Origin of the sequence: Maritalea sp. S77, from assembly GCF_049801075.1 — a bacterium.
In the GTDB taxonomy this organism is placed as follows: Bacteria; Pseudomonadota; Alphaproteobacteria; order Rhizobiales; family Devosiaceae; genus Maritalea.
The window spans coordinates 309,554-332,676 of record NZ_JBNAGG010000003.1; the positions used below are offsets into that span (position 1 = coordinate 309,554).

General features: G+C 52.7%; 22 protein-coding genes. 8 read left to right on the top strand and 14 right to left on the bottom strand.

Going from position 1 to position 23,123, the window contains the following annotated elements:
* The first annotated feature begins 119 nt into the window (after window positions 1-119).
* Window positions 120-1,046, top strand: a complete 927-nt coding sequence (rocF, locus tag ACP15Y_RS12315; RefSeq protein ID WP_424983388.1) for an arginase — start codon at window positions 120-122, stop codon at window positions 1,044-1,046.
* A gap of 48 nt (window positions 1,047-1,094) precedes the next feature.
* On the opposite strand, the gene ACP15Y_RS12320 is transcribed toward rocF, so the two are convergent.
* Window positions 1,095-1,532, bottom strand: a complete 438-nt coding sequence (locus tag ACP15Y_RS12320; RefSeq protein WP_424983389.1) for an Lrp/AsnC family transcriptional regulator — start codon at window positions 1,530-1,532, stop codon at window positions 1,095-1,097.
* 149 nt (window positions 1,533-1,681) lie between these two features.
* Here ACP15Y_RS12320 and putA point away from each other — a divergent pair, with 149 nt between their 5' ends.
* The gene (putA, locus tag ACP15Y_RS12325) at window positions 1,682-5,245 is read left to right on the top strand and encodes a bifunctional proline dehydrogenase/L-glutamate gamma-semialdehyde dehydrogenase PutA (RefSeq protein ID WP_424983390.1); all 3,564 of its coding nucleotides are present in this window, start codon (window positions 1,682-1,684) and stop codon (window positions 5,243-5,245) included.
* A gap of 650 nt (window positions 5,246-5,895) precedes the next feature.
* On the opposite strand, the gene rplS is transcribed toward putA, so the two are convergent.
* The 8 genes from rplS to ffh all read right to left on the bottom strand — a co-directional run bounded on the left by rplS (window position 5,896) and on the right by ffh (window position 11,820).
* Entirely contained in the window at window positions 5,896-6,408 is a 513-nt protein-coding gene (gene rplS / locus ACP15Y_RS12330; RefSeq protein ID WP_424983391.1) for a 50S ribosomal protein L19, read from the bottom strand.
* 161 nt (window positions 6,409-6,569) lie between these two features.
* The gene (locus ACP15Y_RS12335) at window positions 6,570-7,127 is read right to left on the bottom strand and encodes an ImmA/IrrE family metallo-endopeptidase (RefSeq protein WP_424983392.1); all 558 of its coding nucleotides are present in this window, start codon (window positions 7,125-7,127) and stop codon (window positions 6,570-6,572) included.
* A 7-nt stretch (window positions 7,128-7,134) separates the two neighbouring features.
* Complete coding sequence (locus ACP15Y_RS12340; protein WP_424983393.1) at window positions 7,135-7,470, bottom strand: helix-turn-helix domain-containing protein; 336 nt, start codon at window positions 7,468-7,470, stop codon at window positions 7,135-7,137.
* A gap of 520 nt (window positions 7,471-7,990) precedes the next feature.
* A complete protein-coding gene (gene trmD / locus ACP15Y_RS12345) occupies window positions 7,991-8,698 on the bottom strand; it encodes a tRNA (guanosine(37)-N1)-methyltransferase TrmD (RefSeq protein WP_424983394.1) in 708 nt (235 codons plus the stop codon).
* Window positions 8,698-9,240, bottom strand: coding sequence for a ribosome maturation factor RimM (gene rimM, locus ACP15Y_RS12350; RefSeq protein WP_424983395.1), 543 nt, complete (start codon window positions 9,238-9,240; stop codon window positions 8,698-8,700). Before rimM ends, trmD begins: the two co-directional genes overlap by 1 nt.
* Before the next feature lie 44 nt (window positions 9,241-9,284).
* Complete coding sequence (gene rpsP, locus ACP15Y_RS12355; protein ID WP_424983396.1) at window positions 9,285-9,683, bottom strand: 30S ribosomal protein S16; 399 nt, start codon at window positions 9,681-9,683, stop codon at window positions 9,285-9,287.
* 53 nt (window positions 9,684-9,736) lie between these two features.
* Window positions 9,737-10,249 carry a GNAT family N-acetyltransferase gene (locus tag ACP15Y_RS12360; protein ID WP_424983397.1) on the bottom strand — a complete coding sequence of 171 codons (513 nt, stop codon included), beginning with the start codon at window positions 10,247-10,249 and terminating at the stop codon, window positions 9,737-9,739.
* Window positions 10,249-11,820, bottom strand: a complete 1,572-nt coding sequence (gene ffh, locus ACP15Y_RS12365; protein ID WP_424983398.1) for a signal recognition particle protein — start codon at window positions 11,818-11,820, stop codon at window positions 10,249-10,251. Before ffh ends, ACP15Y_RS12360 begins: the two co-directional genes overlap by 1 nt.
* A gap of 313 nt (window positions 11,821-12,133) precedes the next feature.
* On the opposite strand from ffh, the gene dapF reads away from it, so the two are divergent.
* The 5 genes from dapF to ACP15Y_RS12390 are packed head-to-tail and all read left to right on the top strand — an operon-like array spanning window position 12,134 to window position 17,399.
* Window positions 12,134-13,000, top strand: coding sequence for a diaminopimelate epimerase (gene dapF / locus ACP15Y_RS12370; RefSeq protein WP_424983399.1), 867 nt, complete (start codon window positions 12,134-12,136; stop codon window positions 12,998-13,000).
* The gene (gene mtaB / locus ACP15Y_RS12375) at window positions 12,997-14,259 is read left to right on the top strand and encodes a tRNA (N(6)-L-threonylcarbamoyladenosine(37)-C(2))-methylthiotransferase MtaB (protein ID WP_424983400.1); all 1,263 of its coding nucleotides are present in this window, start codon (window positions 12,997-12,999) and stop codon (window positions 14,257-14,259) included. Before dapF ends, mtaB begins: the two co-directional genes overlap by 4 nt.
* A 9-nt stretch (window positions 14,260-14,268) precedes the next feature.
* Window positions 14,269-15,705: a signal recognition particle-docking protein FtsY gene (ftsY, locus tag ACP15Y_RS12380; protein WP_424983401.1), complete on the top strand. Its 1,437-nt coding sequence runs from the start codon at window positions 14,269-14,271 to the stop codon at window positions 15,703-15,705.
* Window positions 15,705-16,799 (top strand): threonine aldolase family protein, encoded by a 1,095-nt coding sequence (locus ACP15Y_RS12385; RefSeq protein WP_424983402.1) that lies wholly within the window; start codon window positions 15,705-15,707, stop codon window positions 16,797-16,799. Before ftsY ends, ACP15Y_RS12385 begins: the two co-directional genes overlap by 1 nt.
* Window positions 16,800-17,399 (top strand): septation protein A, encoded by a 600-nt coding sequence (locus ACP15Y_RS12390; RefSeq protein ID WP_424983403.1) that lies wholly within the window; start codon window positions 16,800-16,802, stop codon window positions 17,397-17,399. It abuts the gene before it with no gap.
* On the opposite strand, the gene ACP15Y_RS12395 is transcribed toward ACP15Y_RS12390, so the two are convergent.
* The 5 genes from ACP15Y_RS12395 to ccmA are packed head-to-tail and all read right to left on the bottom strand — an operon-like array spanning window position 17,396 to window position 20,239.
* On the bottom strand, window positions 17,396-17,947 hold the full coding sequence (locus ACP15Y_RS12395; protein ID WP_424983404.1) for a DsbE family thiol:disulfide interchange protein: 552 nt from the start codon (window positions 17,945-17,947) through the stop codon (window positions 17,396-17,398). The two genes, ACP15Y_RS12390 and ACP15Y_RS12395, sit on opposite strands and share 4 nt — an antisense overlap.
* Window positions 17,948-17,952: 5 nt before the next feature.
* Window positions 17,953-18,135, bottom strand: a complete 183-nt coding sequence (gene ccmD, locus ACP15Y_RS12400) for a heme exporter protein CcmD (protein ID WP_424983405.1) — start codon at window positions 18,133-18,135, stop codon at window positions 17,953-17,955.
* Window positions 18,132-18,917, bottom strand: a complete 786-nt coding sequence (locus ACP15Y_RS12405) for a heme ABC transporter permease (protein WP_424983406.1) — start codon at window positions 18,915-18,917, stop codon at window positions 18,132-18,134. Before ACP15Y_RS12405 ends, ccmD begins: the two co-directional genes overlap by 4 nt.
* Before the next feature lie 3 nt (window positions 18,918-18,920).
* On the bottom strand, window positions 18,921-19,586 hold the full coding sequence (gene ccmB, locus ACP15Y_RS12410; RefSeq protein ID WP_424983407.1) for a heme exporter protein CcmB: 666 nt from the start codon (window positions 19,584-19,586) through the stop codon (window positions 18,921-18,923).
* On the bottom strand, window positions 19,583-20,239 hold the full coding sequence (ccmA, locus tag ACP15Y_RS12415; protein WP_424983408.1) for a heme ABC exporter ATP-binding protein CcmA: 657 nt from the start codon (window positions 20,237-20,239) through the stop codon (window positions 19,583-19,585). Before ccmA ends, ccmB begins: the two co-directional genes overlap by 4 nt.
* Before the next feature lie 173 nt (window positions 20,240-20,412).
* Between ccmA and acnA the strand changes: the two genes are divergently transcribed.
* Window positions 20,413-23,094: an aconitate hydratase AcnA gene (gene acnA, locus ACP15Y_RS12420; protein ID WP_424983541.1), complete on the top strand. Its 2,682-nt coding sequence runs from the start codon at window positions 20,413-20,415 to the stop codon at window positions 23,092-23,094.
* Window positions 23,095-23,123: the final 29 nt, after the last annotated feature.

Consider the following 23,123-nt stretch of genomic DNA (forward strand, 5'->3'; position numbering starts at 1 on the left):
TGCGAAAGCATATCGCAATTTTGCACATATATCTATCTTTTCGTTGATCGCCCACGAGGCCATACTGCAAAAAACGCCAGAAAATGGCGAGAGCTAGGGTATAGATTTAAGGTAGTTTTATGGGAAAAGGCTCCATTGCGTTGATTGGTGCACCAGTTGATGGTGGCGCAGGCATGTCTGGCTGCATAATGGGCCCCGCGGCGTTACGGGTGGCCAATATTGGCGGTGCTTTGCAAGATCTGGGCTTTACAGTGGAAGATTGGGGCGATGTGACGCCGCAAGATGTAAAGCTGAAGTTGGATGGTGCCACCCACCATGAAAATGAAGTTGCGGGCTTCGCCCGGTCCCTTTACGAGACAGGGGTTAAAGCTTTTTCTGCAAGCTTTTTGCCAATTTTCTTGGGCGGAGATCATTCTCTTTCCATGGGGACGGTGACCGCGGCTGCGCGTCATGCGGCGGCAAAAGGCAAAAAGCTTCATGTGTTGTGGTTGGACGCGCACCCAGATTTTAACCGACCAGATACGTCGCATTCCGGCAATATGCACGGCATGTCGGCAGCCTTCTTTTGCGGCGAGCCCGGATTTAATGGCATCTTAGAGCAACCGATTGATCCTGTTGATCCGCGCGATTTTCATGTGTTTGGCGTACGCTCTATCGATCAACAAGAAGGTGAATTGCTGCGCGAGCGCGGGGTCGATGTGATGGATATGCGTCATATTGATGAAAAAGGCGTCGCCAGCTTAATTCGCTCAGTGCTTGAAGCTGTGAAACGTGATGATGCCATGTTGCATGTCAGTTTGGACGTGGATTTTCTCGATCCTGTTTATGCTCCCGGCGTCGGCACCACCGTGCCGGGTGGAGCGACCTATCGCGAAGCGCATTTGGCGATGGAAATGATTTGCGACAGTGGCCTGATGACTTCATTGGACCTGGTCGAGCTTAATCCTTATTTGGACGAGCGTGGCAAAAGCACACGTATGTTGGTGAATCTCACCGAAAGTGGCTTTGGTCGCCGTGTCTTCGATCGTCCTACAAGCGCATATTAATTTGTTGTGCCGGTGAGTGCTTTAAGTGCTGTGCGTGGGGTGCAGCGCTTAAATATCTTTCACCGTCTCCATCGCCACAAAGGTGGAGGTTTGTGCAACATGGGGGAGGGCAGAAATGACCTCCCCCAATATACGGCGATAGGCCGAAATATCTTTGGTGCGCACTTTCATTAAATAGTCAAAGCTGGCCGCGATCATGTGGCACTGCTCAATCTCGGGCGTGTTGCGCACCGCCTCATTAAAATCGTCTAATGCGCGCGCGCGGGTATCTGAAAGGGTCACCTGCACAAAGGCGATGTGGCCATTGCCCAATTTTTCATGATTGACCCTTGTGTGGTAGCCTAAAATTACGCGGTCGCGCTCAAGTTTTTTCACCCGCATTTGGGTGGGCGTTTTGGAAAGGCCGATCCTGTCGGCCAAATTGGCCATCGACATGCGGGCATTTTTGGCCAACGCGGTGATGATCTTGCGGTCGATACTATCCATTTGGACTGCCTTTTGCTTTTATGCCTGCTTAATCGGCTAAATTGTGCGTTATCAATAGATGAAAGTCCTGACAAATTCAATTCAATAGACCAATGATCTATTTAATGTCGGGTAAAATGAGGAAAATTATATCGGTTCTGGGAGGTCTCATGCTGGACCAAATTCGCGAAAAAATGCGGGCAAATCACTTGCCCAACGAGGCTGATGCCGTCAAATATTTGCTCGACATGGTGGCGCTTAGCGCTGGTGATCGGGAGAAAATCAGCGAGGAATCTGCTCGTCTGGTGCAGCAATTGCGTGATGAAGCGCAACAAGGGTTGATGGAAACCTTTTTGGCCGAATATGGCCTTTCCACCGATGAAGGCATTGCCTTGATGTGTTTGGCTGAGGCCATGTTGCGGGTGCCCGATGGTCCAACAATCGACGATCTGATCAAAGATAAGATTGTTGATGAAGATTGGTCACAGCATTTGGGCGCGGCGGAAAGCCTTTTGGTGGAAGCCTCTACCCTTGGGTTGGTGGTGTCAAAAACCCTGTTGAGCGACAAAAAAGCTGGCGGTGTGTTTAAGCCACTGAGCCTTTTGGGTCGTCGCATGTCGGAGCCTGTGATCCGCACCGCGGTGGGCCAAGCCATGCGCATTATGGGGTCGCAATTTGTATTGGGCCGTTCAATTGAGGAAGCATTGTCAAACGGCTCCAAGCCGATGGCGAAAGGCTATACGTACTCATTCGATATGTTGGGCGAAGCGGCGCGTACTGAAAACGACGCGCAACGCTATCACGCTGCTTATTTGGATGCGATCCATCGTTTGGCCAAGGACGCGGTGCATGGAGATGTGCGGAAGAACCCCGGCATTTCTATCAAATTGTCGGCGCTGCATCCGCGTTATGAATTTGGCAAACGCGAGACCATGGTCGATGAGATGGTGGCGCGGGTGCTTGAGCTGGTGAAGCCAGCAGCCAAAGCGCAAATGGGCCTCAATATTGATGCGGAAGAGGCGGATCGCCTCGATCTCTCGCTCGATATTATTGAGAAGGTTTTGTCCGATCCGGCGCTGGATGGCTGGGATGGGTTTGGCATTGTGGTCCAGGCCTATGGTCCGCGCGCCTCATATGCGATTGATTGGCTTTATACGTTGGCGGAAAAGCTCGACCGCAAAATCATGATCCGCCTTGTAAAAGGTGCTTATTGGGACACAGAGATTAAACGCGCGCAAGTGATGGGGCTTTCTGGCTATCCCGTGTTTACCCGCAAGGTGAATACCGATGTGTCCTATCTGGCCTGTGCCCGGAAATTGCTGGATATGCGCGACCGCATTTATCCGCAATTCGCCACGCACAATGCGCACAGTGCGTCTGCTGTATTGCATTTGGCGGGCAATGATCGGGAAGGTTTTGAATTCCAACGGTTGCACGGCATGGGCGAAGGCTTGCATGAAGCGTTGCGGCAGCAAAATGACACGCGATGCCGGATTTATGCGCCAGTGGGTGCGCACCGCGATTTGCTGGCCTATTTGGTGCGGCGCTTGTTGGAAAATGGTGCGAACTCCAGCTTTGTGAACCAGGTTTACGACAAAAAAATTCCACCAAGCATGATTGTAGCAGACCCGATTTCAGAAGTGATGGAATTGGATCATATCGCCAATGATAAGATTCCCATGCCCAAGGATTTGTTTGGCGAACAACGTTTGAATGCCAAAGGCTGGGACATCACAGATCCCATCGAATTTGCGGCACTGGATGCAGCACGCTGCAAATTTGCGGGCGACCATAAATGGACGTTCGCGCTGGATGCGGCATTGGGCGAAAAGGGCAAGGTGCAAAAGCTGGTGAACCCGGCCAATCTGCAAGATGATGTGGGTGAGATTGCCAATGCAACTCCAGCGGCGGTTACCAAAGCTGTTGAGGTGGCGGCAAATGGTCAAAAAGCATGGGGCAGCAAAGCGCCGAGCAATCGGGCTGCCGCATTGCGCAAAGCAGCGGATCTATATGAAGATCACGCAGCTGAATTGTTTGCTTTGGCATCGCGGGAAGCGGGCAAAAGCCTGTTGGATGGCATTGCCGAAGTGCGCGAAGCCGTTGATTTCTTGCGTTATTACGCCAATGAAGCTGAACGTTTGGGCGAGCAAGATGATGCGCGCGGCGTGATCGCGTGTATTTCGCCGTGGAATTTCCCACTGGCCATTTTCACCGGGCAGGTGGCTGCGGCATTGGTTGCAGGCAATACGGTTGTGGCCAAGCCTGCGGAGCAAAGCCCTTTGATGGGTGCGCGTGCCGTTGAGTTGCTGCACGAAGCGGGCGTGCCCAAAGATGCATTGGTTTTGGTGCCGGGTGCTGGCGATATCGGTGCCGCACTTACGTCACAGCCAAATTTGGGCGGTGTGTGCTTTACCGGCTCGACCGAAGTGGCGAAATTGATCGATAAGCAATTGGCCAAAACTGCAGATAGCGATGCGATGTTGATCGCGGAAACAGGTGGCTTGAACGCCATGATCGTTGACAGCACCGCGCTGCCAGAGCAAGCGATCCGTGATATTCTGGCGTCATCGTTCCAAAGTGCGGGACAGCGTTGTTCAGCTTTGCGCATGCTATATGTGCAAGAAGATGTGGCTGATCATGTGCTTGAAATGCTTTATGGCGGGTTGGATGCGATGCAAGTCGGCAATCCGTGGGATTTGGCAACCGATGTTGGCCCTGTGATTGATGCGGAAGCACAAAAAGACATCTCTGACTATTGTGCCAAGCTGACCAATGAAGGGCGTTTGTTGAAAAAGATCAAAGTGCCAAGCGAAGGACACTTTGTTGAGCCGCATATCTTCAAGGTCAGTGGCATTGAAGAGCTGGAACGCGAAGTGTTTGGCCCTGTGTTGCATGTGGCGACCTTTAAAGCGCGCGATATCAATAAGGTTGTCGATGCGGTGAACGCCAAAGGTTTCGGCCTCACATTTGGTTTGCACACCCGCATGGATAGCCGCGTTGATGCCATCGGCAAGCGCATTAAAGTGGGCAATTTCTACGTCAACCGCAATCAGATTGGGGCGATTGTTGGCTCGCAACCCTTTGGTGGTGAGGGGCTTTCTGGCACGGGTCCGAAAGCAGGCGGACCAAACTATCTGCCACGTTTCCGGGTTGCTAAGCGTGCACATGAGACCGCCGAAACCGGCCAAATTGGTGCGATTGATATTGCCACTGCCTTTGAAGAAATTTCCTCCATTGAATGGGCAGATCGCGATGATCGTGCGCAAATTTTGGGTGATGATGAACCGAAAATGGCGAAAGAACTGCCTGGCCCAACGGGCGAGTTTAACCGCATCAGCTATACACCGCGCGGCCGAATTTTGGCTGTTGGTGGGGGCAATGATTTGCTAGAACTGGCAAAAGCAGCCCTGCTTTGGGGCAACAGATTGGTGATTGTGGGCAGCCCGCTGCCATCAGAATTGGCACGGCTGAAAGCCGCAGGCGCACCAATCAGCTTGATTGAAGGCGCTGTTGACCCCGAAAAACTTGACGGGTTGGCCATCGATGCGGTGGCCCTGGCGGGGCAAGGCGAGGGCGTCCAAAAATTACGTGCCGCTATGGCCGCGCTGGATGGCCCCATTGTGCCGTTCATCACCAGCCCCCACGATGTGGCAGGCTTTGTACATGAACGTGCAATTTGTATCGACACCACCGCTGCCGGCGGCAACGCTTCTTTGTTGGCGCAAACGAGCTAAGTTCGTTTGGTTTTTTGAATTGAAGAAGGCGGCTCTTGGGCCGCCTTTTTTTCGCGCCGCCGTCCGTTCGCTGCGCTCACTACCCCGGCACGCTCCAGAGTCTTTTTTGCCGCCACCGGACACTGCGTGTCCGTCCCCGGCACCCCCGAGTCTTTTACGCGCCGCCGTCGTTCGCTACGCTCACTACCCCGGCACCCCCGCCGATTGGTGCCTCGCTTTTATGCTGTGCAGGGCGTAACCCCACCCCCTCCCGTCATTACCGGACTTGATCCGGTAATCCATGTAGCTGTGGTGTTTGGGCGAAAACATTTATGGTGCGTATCTTCGCCCATGTTGCTTGGACCCCGGAACAAGTCCGGGGTGACGGCGGTGGGTGGGAGATGCTTCGGAGTATGTCAGCGAGGGAAAAGAGTGGACGAGCGCAGCGAGGACCCCGAAACCTTTAGGTTTCGCACCGTCGCAGGCAGATGCATGGCGGGGGTGCCGGGGTAGTGAGCGTAGCGAACGACGGCGGCGCGCAAAAAGAGCATCGAATAGCCGTGAGACAAGACAAACCGCGTTTAGACACTCAAAGTTGCCATTTATCGCTCTAAAACAAAAAACCCGGCACAATGGCCGGGTTTTTCGAAAATCTAGAGAAGGCAATCAGACTATTCTGATTTGGCTTCCTCTGCAGCGCTTGCTTCGGCTTCAGCCTTTGCAGCAGCTTCTTGTGCTTCTTTCGCAGCAATTTTATCTGCTTCGCGTTGGGCGCGGGCATCAGCAGCGGCTTGACGCTCACCGTCTTGAATGCGCTTGGTACGGGCGTTTGTTGCTTCGAAAATACGTGCAGATTTACCGCGACGCTCACGCAAATAGTAAAGTTTCGCGCGACGGACTTTACCGCGACGCAGCACTTCAATGCTGTCGACGATGGGTGAGTAGATCGGGAATACACGCTCAACGCCTTCGCCGTAAGAAATCTTACGTACGGTGAAGCTTTCATGCAGGCCTGAACCTGAACGAGCAATCACAACGCCTTCATAGGCCTGCAAACGTTCTTTGTCGCCTTCACGTACACGTACCCATACTTTTACGGTATCGCCGTGAGAAAAATCTGGAATTGCGCGCTTTGCTTCAAGCTCTTCGCGCTGCTCTTTTTCGAGCTGCTGAATAATGTTCATTTTTTCGTCCGATTGTTTTCATGCCAGTCAGAGCGTCCACAATTCTCATTGCCCGAAAGCCGAAAAAAGGGACGGATACACCGGTCTTGGTGTTTAAAGACAAAATTAGTCTGGCGGGCTATAGCGTAAAAAACGGACAGAGTCTATGGGTTTCTGGTGAATTACTTGATCGAAAGCTGTTTGCCGATACCCGTCATTCGGATTCGCCAATTTGCCAACGCTTTGCTCACTCCAAAATGGGCGGCTATCTGCTCGCTATTTAGTCCTCTTTTTCCATGATAAAGCAATCCATCGCGCGGGAGCAAGATCGAAGCTGCTAGCCAGTCTGCTTCATCTTCAAATTCCGAAGGATAATCGCTTAAAAGAAGGATATTTCCAGCTGAACGATCCACTCGGTTTGGTTTGTGATCGAGTTCTAGATGCGCCCATTCATGCATTAGCGTGTTGGCGTTTCTTTCTTCTGAATGCGTAGAATTATATATGATTAGGAGTTGGCCTGCTTCCCTAATCGTCATGCCTGACCATGAATTAGGATCATTTACTGTGAGTTGTTCGAGGCAATCCTGACTTAAATTGGGAATCTGTTCGGGTGTCCATACAGTAATTCCTTTCTGAGTTAGGAAGTGTATTGGATCAATTCTCTGATTTGGAGCGAGATCTACCTCTGAACGAGCAGCGAGAGCGACTCTTTCTGCGTGTGCCTTAAATCCACGGCGCATAATGACTTTAAAGACTTTCTCTATCTCGGATTGCGGCTTGAGCTGCGATGATCATTTCGCCTAGCGCTGTAGCGGTCGCTACGCTGGTGGTCTTCTTTTTTCGCATATGAACGCTGACCGCAGTTTGGTCGTTGGCGCGATGTGTGAAGCCAAGGAATTGAGAAGGGTCTTCTCCAAGCCATTCGCAAATTGAAGCAAAGGTTTCAAGGTCGGGAAGGTGCCCATTTTCCACACGTGATAGCGTTGCAGGGCTAACCCCAACCTCTTTTGCTGTAGCACGGATGCCAGTTGGTCCCCGTTTTTTTAGGATCATTTTTCCCAACTGATCTATGTTGAGTGTCATCTTTACCCACCAGACGTGAAAAAGCTTTGACTCAAAGAAAGAATCAAAGCAGAGTGTTTCATGTATAAGACAGTTTGTGTCTCAATTGTAAGGCGTCTTACTTAAGAAACAGTGAATCATGTGTGCTTTCGTAGGTCAAGAGCCGATTAGGTTGTAACGACGGTTTCTTATGCAAAAAACCGAATATAATTACCAATTTAGGAAAACATCAATGACTAAAAAAACAAAATTAACACGCTCACGTAGTACTATTTCAGGGCGGTTTGTTACGAAGGCAGCAACTAGGCGTAGTCCTCGGACAACCGTGACAGAAAAAGTTGGCGGTGGATCAACGGGTGGTGCCTATAGAAGTGCCATTACTGGCAAGTTTGTTTCTAAGAGCCACGGAAAGCGGCATCCAAACACTACAATGCGTGATAGCTAGTTCAAACGAGAGATAGATCGCGAAACCTAGGTTATTGCGGTCTATCGCTGTTTGCTGAAATCCTATGTGGATTAGCTAAGTCTATCGACTATTTAGCTATATTTTGGTTATTTTCCGCTTATACCGATCCCATAAATCTGGGCGGTTCTGCTTGGTTAGTTCTTCAGATTGTTCCTGCCGCCATTGGTTGACCTTTTTGTGGTTGCCGGAAGTGACCACTTCAGGGATGGGTTCGCCTTCGAACTCTGCAGGGCGGGTATATTGCGGATATTCCAGCAGGCCGTTTTCAAAACTTTCGTCGGCTTCGCTTTCGGCGGAGCCCATGACGCCGGGGAGCAGGCGCACGGTGGCTTCCAGCATGGTCATGGCCGCCACTTCGCCGCCGCACAGCACAAAATCGCCAATGGAGACTTCGGTGAGGTTGCGGCTGTCGATCACGCGCTGGTCGACGCCTTCGAAACGGCCGCATACAATCACCACGCCGGGGCCGTTGGCCCAATCGCGGGCCATTTGCTGGTCGAATGGTTTGCCGCGTGGGCTCATCAAAATGCGGGGGCGTAGGTCGTCTTCTGGCGAGATGAGGTCAATGGCTTTGGCCAAAATATCTGGTTTGAGAACCAGGCCGGGGCCGCCGCCAGCCGGGGTGTCGTCCACCTTTTTGTGTTTATCGGTGGCAAAATCGCGCAACTGGGTAGCGTTGAGCGCCCATGTGCCTTTTTCCGCCGCGCGACCAATGATGGAGGCGCCCAACGGGCCGGGAAAAAGATCAGGAAACAGGGTGATAATGTCGGCTTTAAACGACATCACTCAAACGCCTCATCATCATCCACAATCACTTCAACAGCGGGCACGATGATCAAATAGCCTTCGGCCAAATTGATGGTGGGCACGCTTTGCTTGGTGAAGGGATAAAGATCGGTTGGGCCTTTGGCTGGGCGGATTTCCAGCACGTCGCCGGCGCCATAATTTTGCACCGCAGCAACGGAGCCGAGCTCTTCGCCTTCCGGTGTGCGGGCCTTTAGGCCGATCAAATCTGTATAATAAAACTCATCATCATCTTCGGTTTGCGGCAGGCTCTCGCGTGGCACAAAAAGCTTGGTGCCGTTTAGTGCTTCGGCATCGTTGCGGCTTTTGGATTCCGCCAAAATCGCGACGAGCATGTTTTTTTGCAAACGTGCTTTTTTGATGGTGATGGTTTGTCCCGCTTTGTTGGTCAACAGCGGGGAATAGTCGGCGAGATCAAGTGGGTTTTGGGTAAAGCTCTTGATCCGGACTTCGCCTTTAATGCCGTGGGCCGCCCCGATCTGGCCCATTAAAACCAGATTGTCTTTTTGAGTGCGGCCCATAGCGTGTTCCTTATGCAGTCAATTTCTGAACAGGTTCAGAAAACTTACTCTGCTGCGTTTTCTTCTGCTGGTGCTTCTGCTTCAGCTTCTGCAGCAGCCTTCGCATCTTCTTCAGCTTGACGCTTTTCTTCCAAACGCTCTTGCGCTTTTTTGCCTGGCTCAGCTTTTTTCGGGTTGTTGCGTGCTTCGCGCTTCAACAAACCTTCAGCGTCCAAGAAACGGTGCACACGGTCAGTTGGCTTGGCGCCAACGCTCAACCAATGCTCAACGCGCTCTTTGTCCAACTTCACGCGGTCTTCTGAATCTTTTGGCAACATTGGGTTGTAAGACCCGATGCGCTCAATAAAGCGGCCGTCGCGTGGTGCGCGAACGTCAGCAACAACAACGTGGTAGTAAGGGCGCTTTTTAGAACCGCCGCGTGACAAACGAATTTTAATGGCCATTGATATTCTCCTAATTTGGCTATGTAACCGCTTTTGGCGGTAATTTCGTTGATTTACTTGTTAGGATTGGGGTGGCGGTAAACCCGCGCGGGGCTACCCCCCAAATCGATCAAATCCTCCGCAATAGCGCCCACCCGATGGGCAACTTTTTGGGATGGAATATTGTTGTTATCAATATAGCTCACCACGGTGTCCCATTTGAGCTCATTGAAGGTGTAGTCAATCATCTTGCGCACAGCTTCGGTGGCGTAGCCTTTGCCTGCAGCGTCTTGCGCCAAGGTGTATGCAATTTCAGGTTCGGGCCAATTGATCGGATTCCAGTGGCCGATGATGCCGATAAACTTGCCGCTTGATTTTTCTTCCACTGCAAACATGCCGTGACCGCGCAATGTCCAGTGGCCAATCAGTGTGGCCATGGCGCGCCAAGCTTTGCTATTGTCCATCGGGCCGCCAACGAATTGAGACCATTCCCCATCAGCAGCGATTTCCGCGTAGGTGTCAAAATCTTCGGGCTTAAGGGCGCGAAGAACAAGACGTTCTGTTTCAAGCGTTGGAATGTTGACCACTATTTCTTACCCCCTCTGGGGCCCAAACCGGGCAAGCCAGGGAAACGCGGTGCTGCGCCGCCTTTCAGCAGATCATCAACGCTTTTGGGCAATTCTTTTTTCGGGGCTGCCTGGCTTTGAAGCTCTTGCAGATCAGGCATTTCGCCGCCTGCGCCCATTTGCTTCTGCATTTCTTCCAGCATTTTCGGGTCAAGCTTTGACGGGTCGATATTGGGCATGCCACCTATACCGCCGGGCATCATGCCGCCGAGCATACCGGCCAAACCGCCTTTGCCTTTGGACATTTTTTTCATCATGTCGGCCATTTGGCGGTGCATTTTGATCAGCTTATTGATGTCTTGCACGGAGGTGCCAGAGCCAGCGGCAATCCGCTTGCGGCGCGAGGCGTTCAGCAAGGCCGGGGTTGCCCGCTCTTTTTTGGTCATGGACTGGATGATGGCGACTTGGCGGTCGAAAACTTTTTCATCAAAGTTTGCGCCATCAAGCTGCTTTTTCATTTTGCCCATGCCGGGCATCATGCCCATCAGGCCGCCCATGCCGCCCATTTTTTTCATCTGAAGCAGTTGGTTTTTCAAATCATCGAGATCGAAAACCCCCTTCTTCATTTTCTTGGCCATTTTGGCCGCTTCTTCTTGCGACACTGTGTCGGCGGCTTTTTCCACCAGCGACACAATATCGCCCATGCCCAAAATCCGGTCAGCGACGCGTGATGGGTAGAAATCTTCTAGGTCGGTGAGTTTTTCACCGGTGCCGAGAAACTTGATCGGTTTGCCGGTCACCGCGCGCATGGACAGGGCGGCACCGCCGCGGCCATCGCCATCGATACGGGTCAGCATAATGCCGGTCACGCTCACACGTTCATCAAAGGAGCGGGCAAGGTTCACTGCGTCTTGACCTGTCAGCGCGTCCGCTACGAGCAAAATTTCGTGAGGGTTGGTGGCCGATTTAATTTCAGCGGTTTCCGCCATCAACTCTTCGTCAATGTGGGTGCGGCCTGCTGTATCGAGGAACAGAACGTCATAGCCACCCAATTTGGCCTCTTTTTGGGCCCGCTTGGCAATCTCAACAGGGCTTTGGCCCTGAATGATCTCGAGCGTGTCAACTTGGATTTGCTCGCCCAACACCCGCAATTGTTCCATCGCGGCGGGGCGCCGTGTATCGAGAGAGGCCAGCAAAACTTTCTTGTTTTGCTTTTCTTTCAGGCGCTTGGCGATCTTACCTGTGGCGGTGGTTTTACCCGCGCCCTGCAGGCCGACCATCATAATGGCGACGGGAGCTGGGGCGTTCAGATCAAGCGGCACCGCCTCATTGCCCAGCACGGCGACCAATTCGTCATTGACGATTTTGACCACTTGCTGGCCGGGGGTGACCGATTTGGTGACTTCGGCGCCAACAGCGCGGTCGCGCACTTGTTCAACAAAGCCGCGCACCACTTCCAAAGATACGTCAGCTTCAATCAGGGCCCGGCGCACTTCGCGGAGGGCTGCATTCACGTCGCTTTCAGACAGATTGCCGCGCCGTGTTAGCCCATCAAAAATGCCGCTTAACCGATCACCCAGACTTTGAAACATGGTCACCTCTTTATATGTCGTTTTGTGCTTTGGTCTCCAAAGTGGGGCTTCCGTTCCGCAAAATCAAATTTTGCAAACAAAAAGAGCATCCATGGGCGCAACGCGCTGATGGATGTTGACCCCCAAAATCGGTAAATTCGCTTTGGGTAGTGACTCGAGCACAACTCGACACGGTAAATATCGGGTGTTGCTTTAAGGCAATCGTGGCAAAGAGTCAATTCACCGCGGCCACTAAGGGTAGTAATTTAACCCAATCTGCGCCATATAGAGCGATGAAATGTTGTAAATCCTGATCAAAGGTCTCGCAAAATCCATGGCTGATACAGTCCAATATTTGAAAATGAACGGTTTGGGGAATGATTTTGTGGTGCTTGATGCGCGGCAGAAACCGCTCAAGCTGTCTCATGATCAGGTGCGTTGGATTGCCGATCGGGAGCAAGGCATTGGCTGCGATCAGCTGATCATTTTGGAACATAGCCCACTGGATTGCGTGGATGTGTTTATGCGCATCTATAATGCCGAAGGCGGTGAAGTGGATGCTTGTGGCAACGCCACCCGCTGCGTTGGCTATTTGGTGGCCGAAGAGTTGGGCAAGAAAGCAGTGACCATTCACACCAATGCTGGCTTGCTGAATGCCGAGCTGAAGGGCGATGTGGTGAGCGTGGATATGGGCACGCCGCGCTTGGCGTGGGATCAAATCCCGCTGGCGGAAGAGTTTGAAGATACGACCGGGATTGAATTGCAGATCGGGCCGATTGATGCGCCTGTGTTGCATACGCCGAGCGTGGTGAATGTGGGCAACCCCCATGCAATCTTTTGGGTGATGGATTTGGACGCCCACGATCTGGCGCGGCTTGGCCCAATGCTTGAATATCACCCCATGTTTCCGGAACGGGCCAATATTTCATTGGCGCAGGTGATGGGGCGAGACCATATTAAAGTTCGCGTTTGGGAGCGCGGGGCAGGGCTAACCGAGGCTTGTGGCACTGCAGCTTGTGCTGTGGCCGTGGCAGCGGTGCGCAAAGACTTGACCGACCGCGAGGTGACGATCAGCTTGCCGGGTGGAGATTTATACCTAGAGTGGCGCGCGAGCGACCATCATATTATCATGACAGGCCCGTATGAATTGGACGGGGAGGGGACATTACCGGCCGAACTTTTTGAGGAAAGTGCTGCATGAGTATTGAAACCCTCACCTTCGGGTGTCGGCTCAACGCTTTTGAATCTGAAGTGATGAAAGATCATGCCGGATCGGCGGGGCTCGACAATATTCTCATCGTCAACAGCTGTGCGGTGACGCAGGAAGCTGTGCGCCAAACCCGTCAGGCTATTCGCAAGGCACGGCGGGAAAATCCGGACGTCAAAATTGTGGTAACAGGCTGCGCGGCGCAAACCGACGCGGAAAGCTTTGCCGAAATGGGCGAAGTGGACCTTGTGGTCGGCAATGGCGAAAAGATGAAGCGTGAGACTTATGAAGGTCTCAAATTCGGTATTGGTGGCAATTCAAAAATTCTTGTCGATGATATTATGAGCGTGCGGGAAACCGCAGGTCATTTGATCGAGGGTATGGATGGGCGCGCCCGTGCCTTTGTGCAGGTACAAAATGGTTGTGACCATCGCTGCACTTTCTGCATCATTCCTTATGGCCGGGGGCCGTCGCGTTCCGTGCCCATGGGTGTGGTCGTCGATCAGATCAAAAAGCTGGCGGATAATGGCATTGGCGAAGTTGTACTGACCGGGGTGGACATCACCTCCTACGGTCCGGATTTGCCCGGCAAGCCGAGCCTTGGCGCGCTGACCCAAGCGATCTTGAAACATGTACCGCAATTGCCGCGCCTGCGCATTTCGTCCATCGATTCCATTGAAGCTGACGAGGCCTTGATGGAAGCCATCAAATCTGAACATCGCTTGATGCCGCATCTGCATTTGTCGCTGCAGTCGGGCGATAATATGATTTTGAAGCGCATGAAGCGGCGGCATTTGCGCGAGGACACGATCCAGTTCGTGAATGACGCAAAAGCGATGCGCCCCGATATGGTGTTTGGCGCCGATATTATTGCCGGGTTCCCTACGGAAACCGATGAGATGTTCGCCAATTCCATGGCGATCGTGAAAGAATGTGATCTTACCTATTTGCATGTGTTCCCCTATTCGCCACGGCCAGGCACCCCGGCGGCAAAAATGCCGCAAGTGGACAAAAAGGTGGCCAAAGACCGGGCGGCAAAATTGCGTGCTTTGGGCGAACAGCAGTTCGACGCGTTTTGCGCCAGCCAAATCGGTGATACTAAATCCGTGCTGATTGAGCGCGACAATGTGGGGCGCACCGAACAATTTGTGCCGATCAAAGTTGAAGGCGCACCCGGCGAGATTTTGGATGTGAAAGTGACGGGCCAGGATCAGCACGGGCTGATCGGCGAAAAGCAATTGGCTGTGGCGTAAGAGGGCTTTATGGCGGAGAAGAAATCAGGCGGGGGTGCCGGGGACGGCTCCAAAGGAGCCGACGGCGGCAAAAAAAGAGGATTTTGGTCGCGGCTTTTGGGGGGCAAGGATGAGCCGCAACCCAAAGAGACGCCGAAAGACCAAAGTGAAGAGCAAACTTCTGCTGATGTGACGCCAGAGGACGCCGCTGCGCTTGAAAAAGAGCAGCCTTGGCAAGAGCCGGAAGACAGCATTGATCAGTCCATTGAGAATGCGCTGGATCAGACCGAAGAAGATCTGAAAGAAGCGCCAGACGCCGAACCAGCCACACCTGCGCCGGAAGAGGCAGCGGCTGAAGCTGTGGTGACGGTCGAAGACGAGCTAAAAGAGATTTCCGAGCTGGAACATGCTGCGGAAGCTACTTCTGAGCCTGAGCCTGACGTTTATAGCGAACAAACGACGGCAGGTGGCGAAGATAAATCCGGCGGGGGTGCCGGGGTAGCGAACGAAGTGAGCGACGGCGGCGCGCAAAAAGACTCCGGCGAGAAGAAAAAAGGCTGGTTCGCGCGGTTGCGTGATGGGCTGAAACGCTCCTCCGATCAACTCACTGACAATATTTCGTCAATCTTTACCAAGCGTAAGCTGGATGATGAAGCGCTGGAAGAGTTGGAAGATACACTGATCCAGGCGGATTTGGGCGTTGAAACTGCTATCCAGATCACTGAAAAGCTGGCCAAAGATCGCTTTGATAAAGAAATCAGCGTTGAGGAAATCCGCTCTGTTTTGCGCGATGAGGTCAGCAAGGTTTTGGCGCGCGTGGCAGTGCCGTTCGAGCTGGGCACAGCGCATAAGCCACATATTTTGTTGATGGTGGGCGTGAACGGGTCCGGCAAAACCACCACAATCGGTAAGCTGGCAGCGAAATATAGTCGTGAGGGCAAAAAGGTGATGTTGGCGGCGGGCGATACGTTCCGCGCGGCGGCGGTTGAGCAGCTTTCGGTTTGGGGTGAGCGTTCCAATGTGCCGGTGATCACGCGGCCAACAGGAGCGGATGCTTCAGGTTTGGCTTACGACGCGGTGAAAGAAGCGCAAGAACAGGATTGCGATCTGTTGATTATTGATACGGCGGGCCGTTTGCAAAACCGTGATGAGTTGATGGCGGAGCTTGAAAAGATTATTCGGGTGATCAAAAAGCTTGATCCCGAAGCGCCGCACACTACGTTGCTGACGCTGGATGCGACCACAGGGCAGAATGCGCTTAATCAGGTGGAGATTTTTGGCAAACGAGCCGGGGTGTCTGGTCTGGTAATGACCAAATTGGATGGCACCGCGCGCGGCGGTATTTTGGTAGCGATTGCGCAAAAGCACAAATTGCCGGTGCATTTTATTGGCGTGGGCGAGACCATTGAGGATTTAGAGCCGTTTGAGGCAGATGATTTTGCAGCAGCGATTGCGGGGGCGCAATAATGGTGGCGCGGGAAAAAATGTTGGCGTGCACCCATGTGTTGCACGCTTTTGTTCCATTTAAACCGGCTGATTTGTTCGCGAAATTGGCGCAGTCTGACTATGCGCAATTGCCCAGCGATGTCTATGGGGATGGCGGTGCCAGCGATGTGGTGGTGGAACGGCTGAAGGAGCTGTTTGGCACCAGCGGCGCGCGCTTTTGCATTAAGGGCATGATCGCGCAGATGGCTGCCTTGCGCGCTGCTGTGGAGCGGCAGGGCAATAATATAGTTGCCATTCACCGGATGACCCATTTCGATATTGATGAAATGGAAGCGGTGGAGATTTTGCACCCAATCCAGTTCCGGCGGTTGGGCACAGCCTATCAGCCCTTTACGGTCGATGATTTGGACAAAATGGGCGAAGTGCCCGGCGTGGTGAGTGTGGAGCTTCCCGTGCGGCGAGCGGGCTATAAGCTGACCCCCTTTGAGGAATTGGTGAAAATCTCTGAATGGTGCCGCGCGCGTGGCGTGCATTTCCATATTGATGGGGCGCGGGTTTTTGGCGTGGCCGAAGCCTATGGCAAAAGCTGTTCGGAGATTATGGCGCTTTGCGACAGCCTATACTGCAGCTTTTATAAAGAACTGGCCAATATTGGCGGCTGTGGTTTGTTGGCGGATGAAGAATTTCTGGCCGAGAGCGATGTGTGGTTCACCCGGCATGGCGGCAATGTGCCGTTTGAGTTTCCGCAGGCGATTACAGCCCTGATTGGGTTGGACGAATTTTTGCCGCGCGTGGGTGAATTTACGGCTTTCGCCAAGGCGTTGGCTGTTGAGTTCAACAAAATTGACGGGGTGCGCACCGTGCCAATGGTGCCGGAGACGCCCAATTTTCAAGTCCATATCGAAGCATCAAAAGCGGCGCTGGAAGCGGCCTTTGAAAAGCAGATTGAAGCGGATAAAGTTTGGTTGTCTGGCCACACTTTGCCTACTATCTATGATGAAGTGCAGGCGATTGAAGTGGCGATTGGCGCAGGCAGCATGTCGCTGAGCGTTGAAGAATGGGCCGCTTACCTATCGCAAAGTGTGGGCATGGCCCGAAACGAGATTGAGGTTTAAATGAGCGAAGAGAAAAATCCCGCAGAAGAGCTGAACTGGGACGAGCTTAAACCGCAGCTGATCAAGCTTGGTTTAGAGCTTGGGCCTTTGGTGCTGTTCTTCATTTTGAACGGACGTGCGGGCATTTTTGTCGCCACCGCCTGGTTTATGGGCGCCATGGTGGTTTCGCTTGTTTTGAGCTGGTTGATTTTGAAGCGTATTGCCGTGATGCCGTTGGTGACGGGCGTGGTGGTGTTGATTTTTGGCGGGCTGACGCTTTATTTGCAGGATGATACCTTCATCAAACTCAAGCCAACAATCGTCAACATGCTGTTTGGTGGCGTTTTGCTGGGGGGCTTATTGTTTGGCCACTCGTTGCTGCGCTATGTGTTTGGCGATGTGTATAAATTGCGCAATGAAGGCTGGCGCATTCTCACTTGGCGCTGGACAATTTTCTTTTTCGTTTTGGCGCTGATTAATGAGATTGTGTGGCGCAATTTCTCGACCGATTTTTGGGTCGCGTTCAAAGTGTGGGGCATTATGCCACTCACCTTGATTTTCTCATTCGTATTGGTGGTGCCAGTTTTGAATAAATATGCGCCAAGTGGCGAAGAGGCTTAAGACGCCTCTTGCGCCTCTAAGGCTTTGGCGATGGCGGGCAGCACTTGATTTTGGAAGCTATCTTCGCTCATCGGACCGGTGTGTTTGTACACAATCACCCCGTCCTTATTGATGAGATAGCTTTCCGGCACGCCATAAACGCCCCATTCTAGGCTGACGCGGCGGTTCCGGTCCGCGCCCACTGCATCAAACGGGTTGCCTAGCTTGCGCAAAAAGTCGCGGGCATTTTCGGGCTGGTCATTGTAATTGATGCCAAAAATCTTTACGTCGCCGCGTTCGGCCAAGCGCATCAAAAATTCATGTTCTTCCCGGCAGGGCACGCACCAACTGGCCCAAACATTTACAAGGCTCAATTGGCCTTTGAGGTCGGCGCTGGAAAAGCCCGGCTGATCATGGCCCTCAACCGCATCAAGGGTGAATTCAGGTGCGGGCTTGTTCATCAAGGCTGAGGGCAGCAGGTCTGGATCACGATTGATCTGGCTGGCAAAAAGCGCAAACAGCGCAACGGTCAGCACCAAGGGCAGGGCAAAAATCAGCGTGCGTTTCATGGCGGCTACTCCGGCTTGATCGGCGTGCGTTCAGACCGACGTTTTAGCCCCATCGCTTTCAGCGCTGCCAAGCGGCTTTCCTGTTTTTTGTACGAAAAGACCACCCAAATGCAGAGCGCGGCGATCAAAAACGCAGATAGGCCATAGGCCCCGAAGATAAATTCGAAATGTTCGCCGGATTCGATCATGGCTTTTGGGTCCTTAATTGTTGCGCATATTGCCGTTCAATGGCGCGGGCGCGGCGGCGCAAAATTTCTGTGCGCATGGAAATGAAATGCAGCAGCAAAAACAGGAAGGAGAAGGCAAAGAACATCACAAATAGCGGCAGCAAAATGGAAGGCGGCATGGTTGGCCCATCCAAACGGAACACAGAAGCTGGCTGGTGCAGCGTGTTCCACCAATCCACTGAAAATTTAATGATCGGCACATTGATGGCGCCAACCAAAGTGATCACCGCGATGATGCGGCCTGCACGCACTTGATCTTCAAAGGTGCGCCACAGGGCGATAATGCCCAAATAGATAAAGAGCATGATGAGGGTGGAGGTCATGCGCCCATCCCACTCCCAAAAGGTGCCCCATGTGGGCGCGCCCCAAAGGGCGCCGGTGATCAGCGCGATAGCGGTGAAGGTGGCGCCCAAGGGCGCGGCAGCTTTGGCGGAAACGTCGGCCAAGGGGTGTCGCCACACCAGTGAGCCAATGGCGGCAATTGCCATCACGGCATAGCAGAATTGGGATAGCCAAGCACTGGGCACATGCACATACATAATGCGCACGGTTTCGCCTTGCTGATAATCGGCAGGTGAATTGAAGAAAGCCAGATAAAGCCCATAGGCCATCAAAATCGTGGTGATGCCCACAAGCGGCCAAATGAAATAGCGGGACCATTCAAGGAAATAGCCGGGATGGGCGATCCGCGAGAAAAAGCCCAAATCTTGTGGCGTTGGTTCTTGAGGTTTTGACTCTGTCATAGACTATTCTGCTGCCATTTTTAATGCGAGTGCCGCCGCAAACGGGGTGAACACTAAACTGAGCAAGGTAAACCCTGCAAGGAACAAAAGTGCCGCATCCTGAGCGTTGGCGATTGCGCCGCTGGAGACCGCGCTGACCCCGAAAATCAATGTAGGGATCGAGAGCGGCAAGATTAAGATCGGTGCAATCAGCCCCCCGCGCTTGATGGATACGGTCACCGCCGCGCCAATGGCCCCAAAGCAAATGAGCGCCGGTGTGCCCACCAATAGGGTGAAAATCACCCGAAGGGTTTGATCTATCTCAAGATTGAGCAATATCGCCAAAATGGGGGTGGCGACAATCAGGGGTAACGCAGTTGTGACCCAATGGGCGCAGATTTTGGCCACCACAATCATTTCAAGCGGCAAGCTGGCCTGGCGCATGGCCAGCAGCGAACCGTCCTCATGATCCATACGGAACAGGCGGTCGAGTGCCAGCAAAAGGGAAAGCAAAGCGCTGATCCAGATGATGGCCGGGCCGAGCTGCGCCAATTGGTCCTTATCCGGGCCGATGGCAAAGGGCATGATGGCCCCGGTCATAATGTAAAATAGCAGCACGGTCAGGCTATCGCCGCCAATGCGGGTGGCCAGTTTCATGTCGCGGGTCAAAACAGCGAGAAATGGTTTCATGAGGCATGGTCCATAGCTGTATGCCCGATCATAACGGTTTTCACCGCTTCTGGCGCAAGATGAGGAATGTCCAAATGGGTCGCGGCGATCACAATGCCGCCTTCGGCGCAATGGTCGGCGATCAATTGCCCCACCCATTGGTCGCCTTGCTTATCAAGGGCGGAGGTGGGTTCATCCAAAATCCAGATGGGGCGATTGGCCACGAGCAAGCGGGCCAGGCCCAACCGTCTCGTTTGGCCAGCGGACAGAATTGAGGCTTCAGAATCCTGAATTGCCTCCAGCCCAGCGGCTTCAATGGCGGGGAGCACATTTTCAGTGCCGCCATAAAGCTGCGCCCAGAAATTGAGATTTTCTTTCACGGTGAGGGTGGTTTTAACCCCTGGCACATGCCCCACAATGTGCAAATATTCCCGAGGTTCGCACTCTGGATCGATATTTTCAAAGCTGATGGTGCCAAATGATTTGGGCAAAACCCCATATAGCGTGGCGAGGCATGTGGACTTGCCGGCGCCGTTCGGGCCGCGCAAAAGAATCACTTCACCGGGCTGTGCTGTGAAGGAAACGCCGGAAAAAATCTCGAATCCGCCCCGCTCGCAGGCCAAATTCATCACATTTAATGCAATATTTTCAGGGTTTTTGCCGTTTTTTCTCATGAGAAGCACATAATGGCATTAAGTTGAGGCTGGCAAGAGGCGGTGTTATTCTTTATAAAGCGCGCGAGCGCCATTATGGGGACAATGGTAACTCGTTTCACGCTTGTTGGTTTTTGCCGATTGATTTGGGCAAAATGACCAGAGCTCATGTTGAAACTCCGAACATACAGGCAATGCACGTGACACAGACCTCATTGAACAGTTTTAACGCCAAACAGACCCTTAAGGTCGGCGATAAATCCTATACATATTATTCCTTAATTGAAGCAGAGAAAAACGGCCTTGAAGGCATTTCGCGCCTGCCGCATTCTTTGAAAGTGGTGCTCGAAAACCTTTTGCGTTTTGAAGATGGCCGCACGGTCACCAAAGCAGACATTGAAGCCTGCGCAGCATGGTTGAAAGACAAATCCTCCTCCCATGAAATCTCATACCGTCCAGCACGGGTGTTGATGCAGGACTTTACCGGCGTTCCAGCCGTTGTTGATTTGGCCGCTATGCGCGATGCCACTGCAAATTTGGGCGCCGATCCGCAAAAAATTAACCCGCAAGTGCCTGTTGATCTGGTGATCGACCACTCTGTGATGGTGGACTTTTTCGGCACAGGTTCTGCGTTCACACAAAACGTTGCCCGCGAATATGAGCGCAATGGCGAGCGTTATGAATTTTTGCGTTGGGGCCAAGAGGCATTTGATAATTTCCGCGTTGTGCCTCCCGGCACTGGCATTTGTCACCAAGTGAACCTTGAATATTTGGCCCAAACTGTTTGGACCAAAGAAGAAAATGGTGAAACGGTGGCTTACCCAGATACGCTTGTGGGCACAGATAGCCACACCACCATGGTCAACGGTTTGGCCGTTTTGGGTTGGGGTGTTGGCGGCATTGAGGCGGAAGCGGCCATGTTGGGCCAGCCGATCTCTATGTTGTTGCCAGAAGTGATTGGCTTCAAGCTTGAAGGCGAAATGCAAGACGGCATCACCGCCACTGACTTGGTGTTGCGCGTGGTGGAAATGTTGCGCGAGCGCGGCGTTGTGGGCAAATTTGTTGAATTTTTCGGCCCGGGCCTCGACAATCTGACCTTGGAAGACCAAGCCACCATCGCCAACATGGCGCCAGAATATGGCGCGACATGCGGCTTCTTCCCAGTGGATAATGAAACATTGGCTTATTTGCGCACCACAGGTCGCGAAGATGATCGCGTGGCGTTGGTTGAAGAATATTCAAAAGCGCAAGGCATGTTCCGCACAAGCGATAGCGCAGATCCAGAATTCACCGATGTGCTTTATCTTGATCTGAAAGACGTTGTGCCAGCGATTTCTGGTCCAAAACGTCCGCAAGACCGTGTGATTCTTTCTGAAGCTAAAGAAAAGTTTGCCAAAGCGTTGGCTGGTGAGTTTGCGAAGACAGATGCACCTGAAGCTAAAGTTGACGGCACTGATTACTCCATCACCCATGGTGATGTGGTGATTGCCGCGATCACGTCTTGTACCAACACATCAAACCCCGCGGTTTTGGTGGCGGCTGGCCTTGTGGCCCGCAAAGCGCTTGAGCTTGGGTTGGAAGTTCAACCTTGGGTGAAAACTTCGTTGGCCCCCGGTTCACAAGTGGTCACCGATTATCTTACAGCGTCTGGCTTGCAAGATGATTTGGACAAGCTTGGCTTTAACCTTGTGGGTTATGGCTGTACCACATGTATCGGTAACTCTGGCCCCTTGCCTGAGCCTATTTCTGCTGCTGTTCAGGCAGAAGATTTGGTGGCGTGTTCTGTGCTTTCCGGCAACCGGAACTTTGAAGGCCGGGTGAACCCAGATGTGAAAGCAAACTATTTGGCGTCACCGCCATTGGTTGTGGCTTATGCGTTGGCAGGTAAAATGACCACTGACATTACCTCTGAGCCTTTGGGCACAGGTAAAGATGGGCAGCCTGTTTACTTGAAAGATGTGTGGCCAAGCTCACACGAAATCGCCGAAATCGTGCGTGAAACAGTGACCCCTGAAATGTTCAAGGGCCGCTATTCAGACGTGTTTAAAGGCGATGAAGGCTGGCAAGCCATTAAGGTTGAAGGCGGCGAAACCTACGGGTGGAATTCTTCTTCAACCTATGTGCAGAACCCACCATATTTTGAGGGCCTCACCAAAGACATCAAGCCGATAGAAGATGTGCATGGCGCACGGATTTTGAGCTTGTTTGGCGACAGCATCACCACTGACCACATTTCACCTGCTGGCTCATTTAAGGGTGACACGCCTGCTGGCAAGTATTTGAAAGATCGTCAGGTGGCACCAAAAGACTTCAACTCATATGGTTCTCGCCGGGGTAACCACGAGATCATGATGCGCGGCACTTTTGCCAATATCCGCATCAAGAACCAAATGGTGCCGGGCGTTGAAGGCGGCTTCACCAAAGGTCCGGATGGCGAAGTGCAAGCCATGTATGATGCGGCCATGGAATATGCTGAAAAAGGCAAGCCATTGGTTGTGTTTGGCGGCAAGGAATATGGCACAGGCTCTTCACGAGACTGGGCGGCGAAGGGCACTCGTTTGCTCGGCGTGCGCGCGGTTATCGTTGAAAGCTTTGAGCGTATTCACCGTTCAAACCTCGTAGGCATGGGCGTATTGCCATTGCAGTTTAAAGATGGCGCCAGCTGGGAAAGCCTTGGCCTGCAAGGTGATGAAGAAATCACCATTGAAGGTTTGGATCAGATCAGCCCACGTTGCGATGTGACCGTGAAAGTGAAGTCTCCTGATGGATCAGACAAAGAGTTCACCGCGCTGTGCCGCATCGACACAGAAGATGAGCTGGAATATTACCGCAATGGCGGCATCTTGCATTACGTTTTGCGCAATCTAGTTGCCTAAGAAAATGCACCTCGGCCAAATATGGCCGA

What these genes read in the sequence shown, in the direction of transcription:
- ACP15Y_RS12335 (WP_424983392.1), bottom strand. Translation starts at nt 7,127, where the DNA reads ATGCGCCGTGGATTTAAGGCACACGCAGAAAGAGTCGCTCTCGCTGCT.
- ccmA (WP_424983408.1), bottom strand. Translation starts at nt 20,239, where the DNA reads ATGAGAAAAAACGGCAAAAACCCTGAAAATATTGCATTAAATGTGATG.
- mtaB (WP_424983400.1), top strand. Translation starts at nt 12,997, where the DNA reads ATGAGTATTGAAACCCTCACCTTCGGGTGTCGGCTCAACGCTTTTGAA.
- ACP15Y_RS12395 (WP_424983404.1), bottom strand. Translation starts at nt 17,947, where the DNA reads ATGAAACGCACGCTGATTTTTGCCCTGCCCTTGGTGCTGACCGTTGCG.
- ffh (WP_424983398.1), bottom strand. Translation starts at nt 11,820, where the DNA reads ATGTTTCAAAGTCTGGGTGATCGGTTAAGCGGCATTTTTGATGGGCTA.
- ftsY (WP_424983401.1), top strand. Translation starts at nt 14,269, where the DNA reads ATGGCGGAGAAGAAATCAGGCGGGGGTGCCGGGGACGGCTCCAAAGGA.
- putA (WP_424983390.1), top strand. Translation starts at nt 1,682, where the DNA reads ATGCTGGACCAAATTCGCGAAAAAATGCGGGCAAATCACTTGCCCAAC.
- dapF (WP_424983399.1), top strand. Translation starts at nt 12,134, where the DNA reads ATGGCTGATACAGTCCAATATTTGAAAATGAACGGTTTGGGGAATGAT.
- rimM (WP_424983395.1), bottom strand. Translation starts at nt 9,240, where the DNA reads ATGGGCCGCACTCAAAAAGACAATCTGGTTTTAATGGGCCAGATCGGG.
- rplS (WP_424983391.1), bottom strand. Translation starts at nt 6,408, where the DNA reads ATGAACATTATTCAGCAGCTCGAAAAAGAGCAGCGCGAAGAGCTTGAA.
- ACP15Y_RS12405 (WP_424983406.1), bottom strand. Translation starts at nt 18,917, where the DNA reads ATGACAGAGTCAAAACCTCAAGAACCAACGCCACAAGATTTGGGCTTT.
- ACP15Y_RS12320 (WP_424983389.1), bottom strand. Translation starts at nt 1,532, where the DNA reads ATGGATAGTATCGACCGCAAGATCATCACCGCGTTGGCCAAAAATGCC.
- rpsP (WP_424983396.1), bottom strand. Translation starts at nt 9,683, where the DNA reads ATGGCCATTAAAATTCGTTTGTCACGCGGCGGTTCTAAAAAGCGCCCT.
- ACP15Y_RS12340 (WP_424983393.1), bottom strand. Translation starts at nt 7,470, where the DNA reads ATGACACTCAACATAGATCAGTTGGGAAAAATGATCCTAAAAAAACGG.
- ccmB (WP_424983407.1), bottom strand. Translation starts at nt 19,586, where the DNA reads ATGAAACCATTTCTCGCTGTTTTGACCCGCGACATGAAACTGGCCACC.
- acnA (WP_424983541.1), top strand. Translation starts at nt 20,413, where the DNA reads ATGCACGTGACACAGACCTCATTGAACAGTTTTAACGCCAAACAGACC.
- ACP15Y_RS12385 (WP_424983402.1), top strand. Translation starts at nt 15,705, where the DNA reads ATGGTGGCGCGGGAAAAAATGTTGGCGTGCACCCATGTGTTGCACGCT.
- rocF (WP_424983388.1), top strand. Translation starts at nt 120, where the DNA reads ATGGGAAAAGGCTCCATTGCGTTGATTGGTGCACCAGTTGATGGTGGC.
- ccmD (WP_424983405.1), bottom strand. Translation starts at nt 18,135, where the DNA reads ATGATCGAATCCGGCGAACATTTCGAATTTATCTTCGGGGCCTATGGC.
- ACP15Y_RS12390 (WP_424983403.1), top strand. Translation starts at nt 16,800, where the DNA reads ATGAGCGAAGAGAAAAATCCCGCAGAAGAGCTGAACTGGGACGAGCTT.
- trmD (WP_424983394.1), bottom strand. Translation starts at nt 8,698, where the DNA reads ATGTCGTTTAAAGCCGACATTATCACCCTGTTTCCTGATCTTTTTCCC.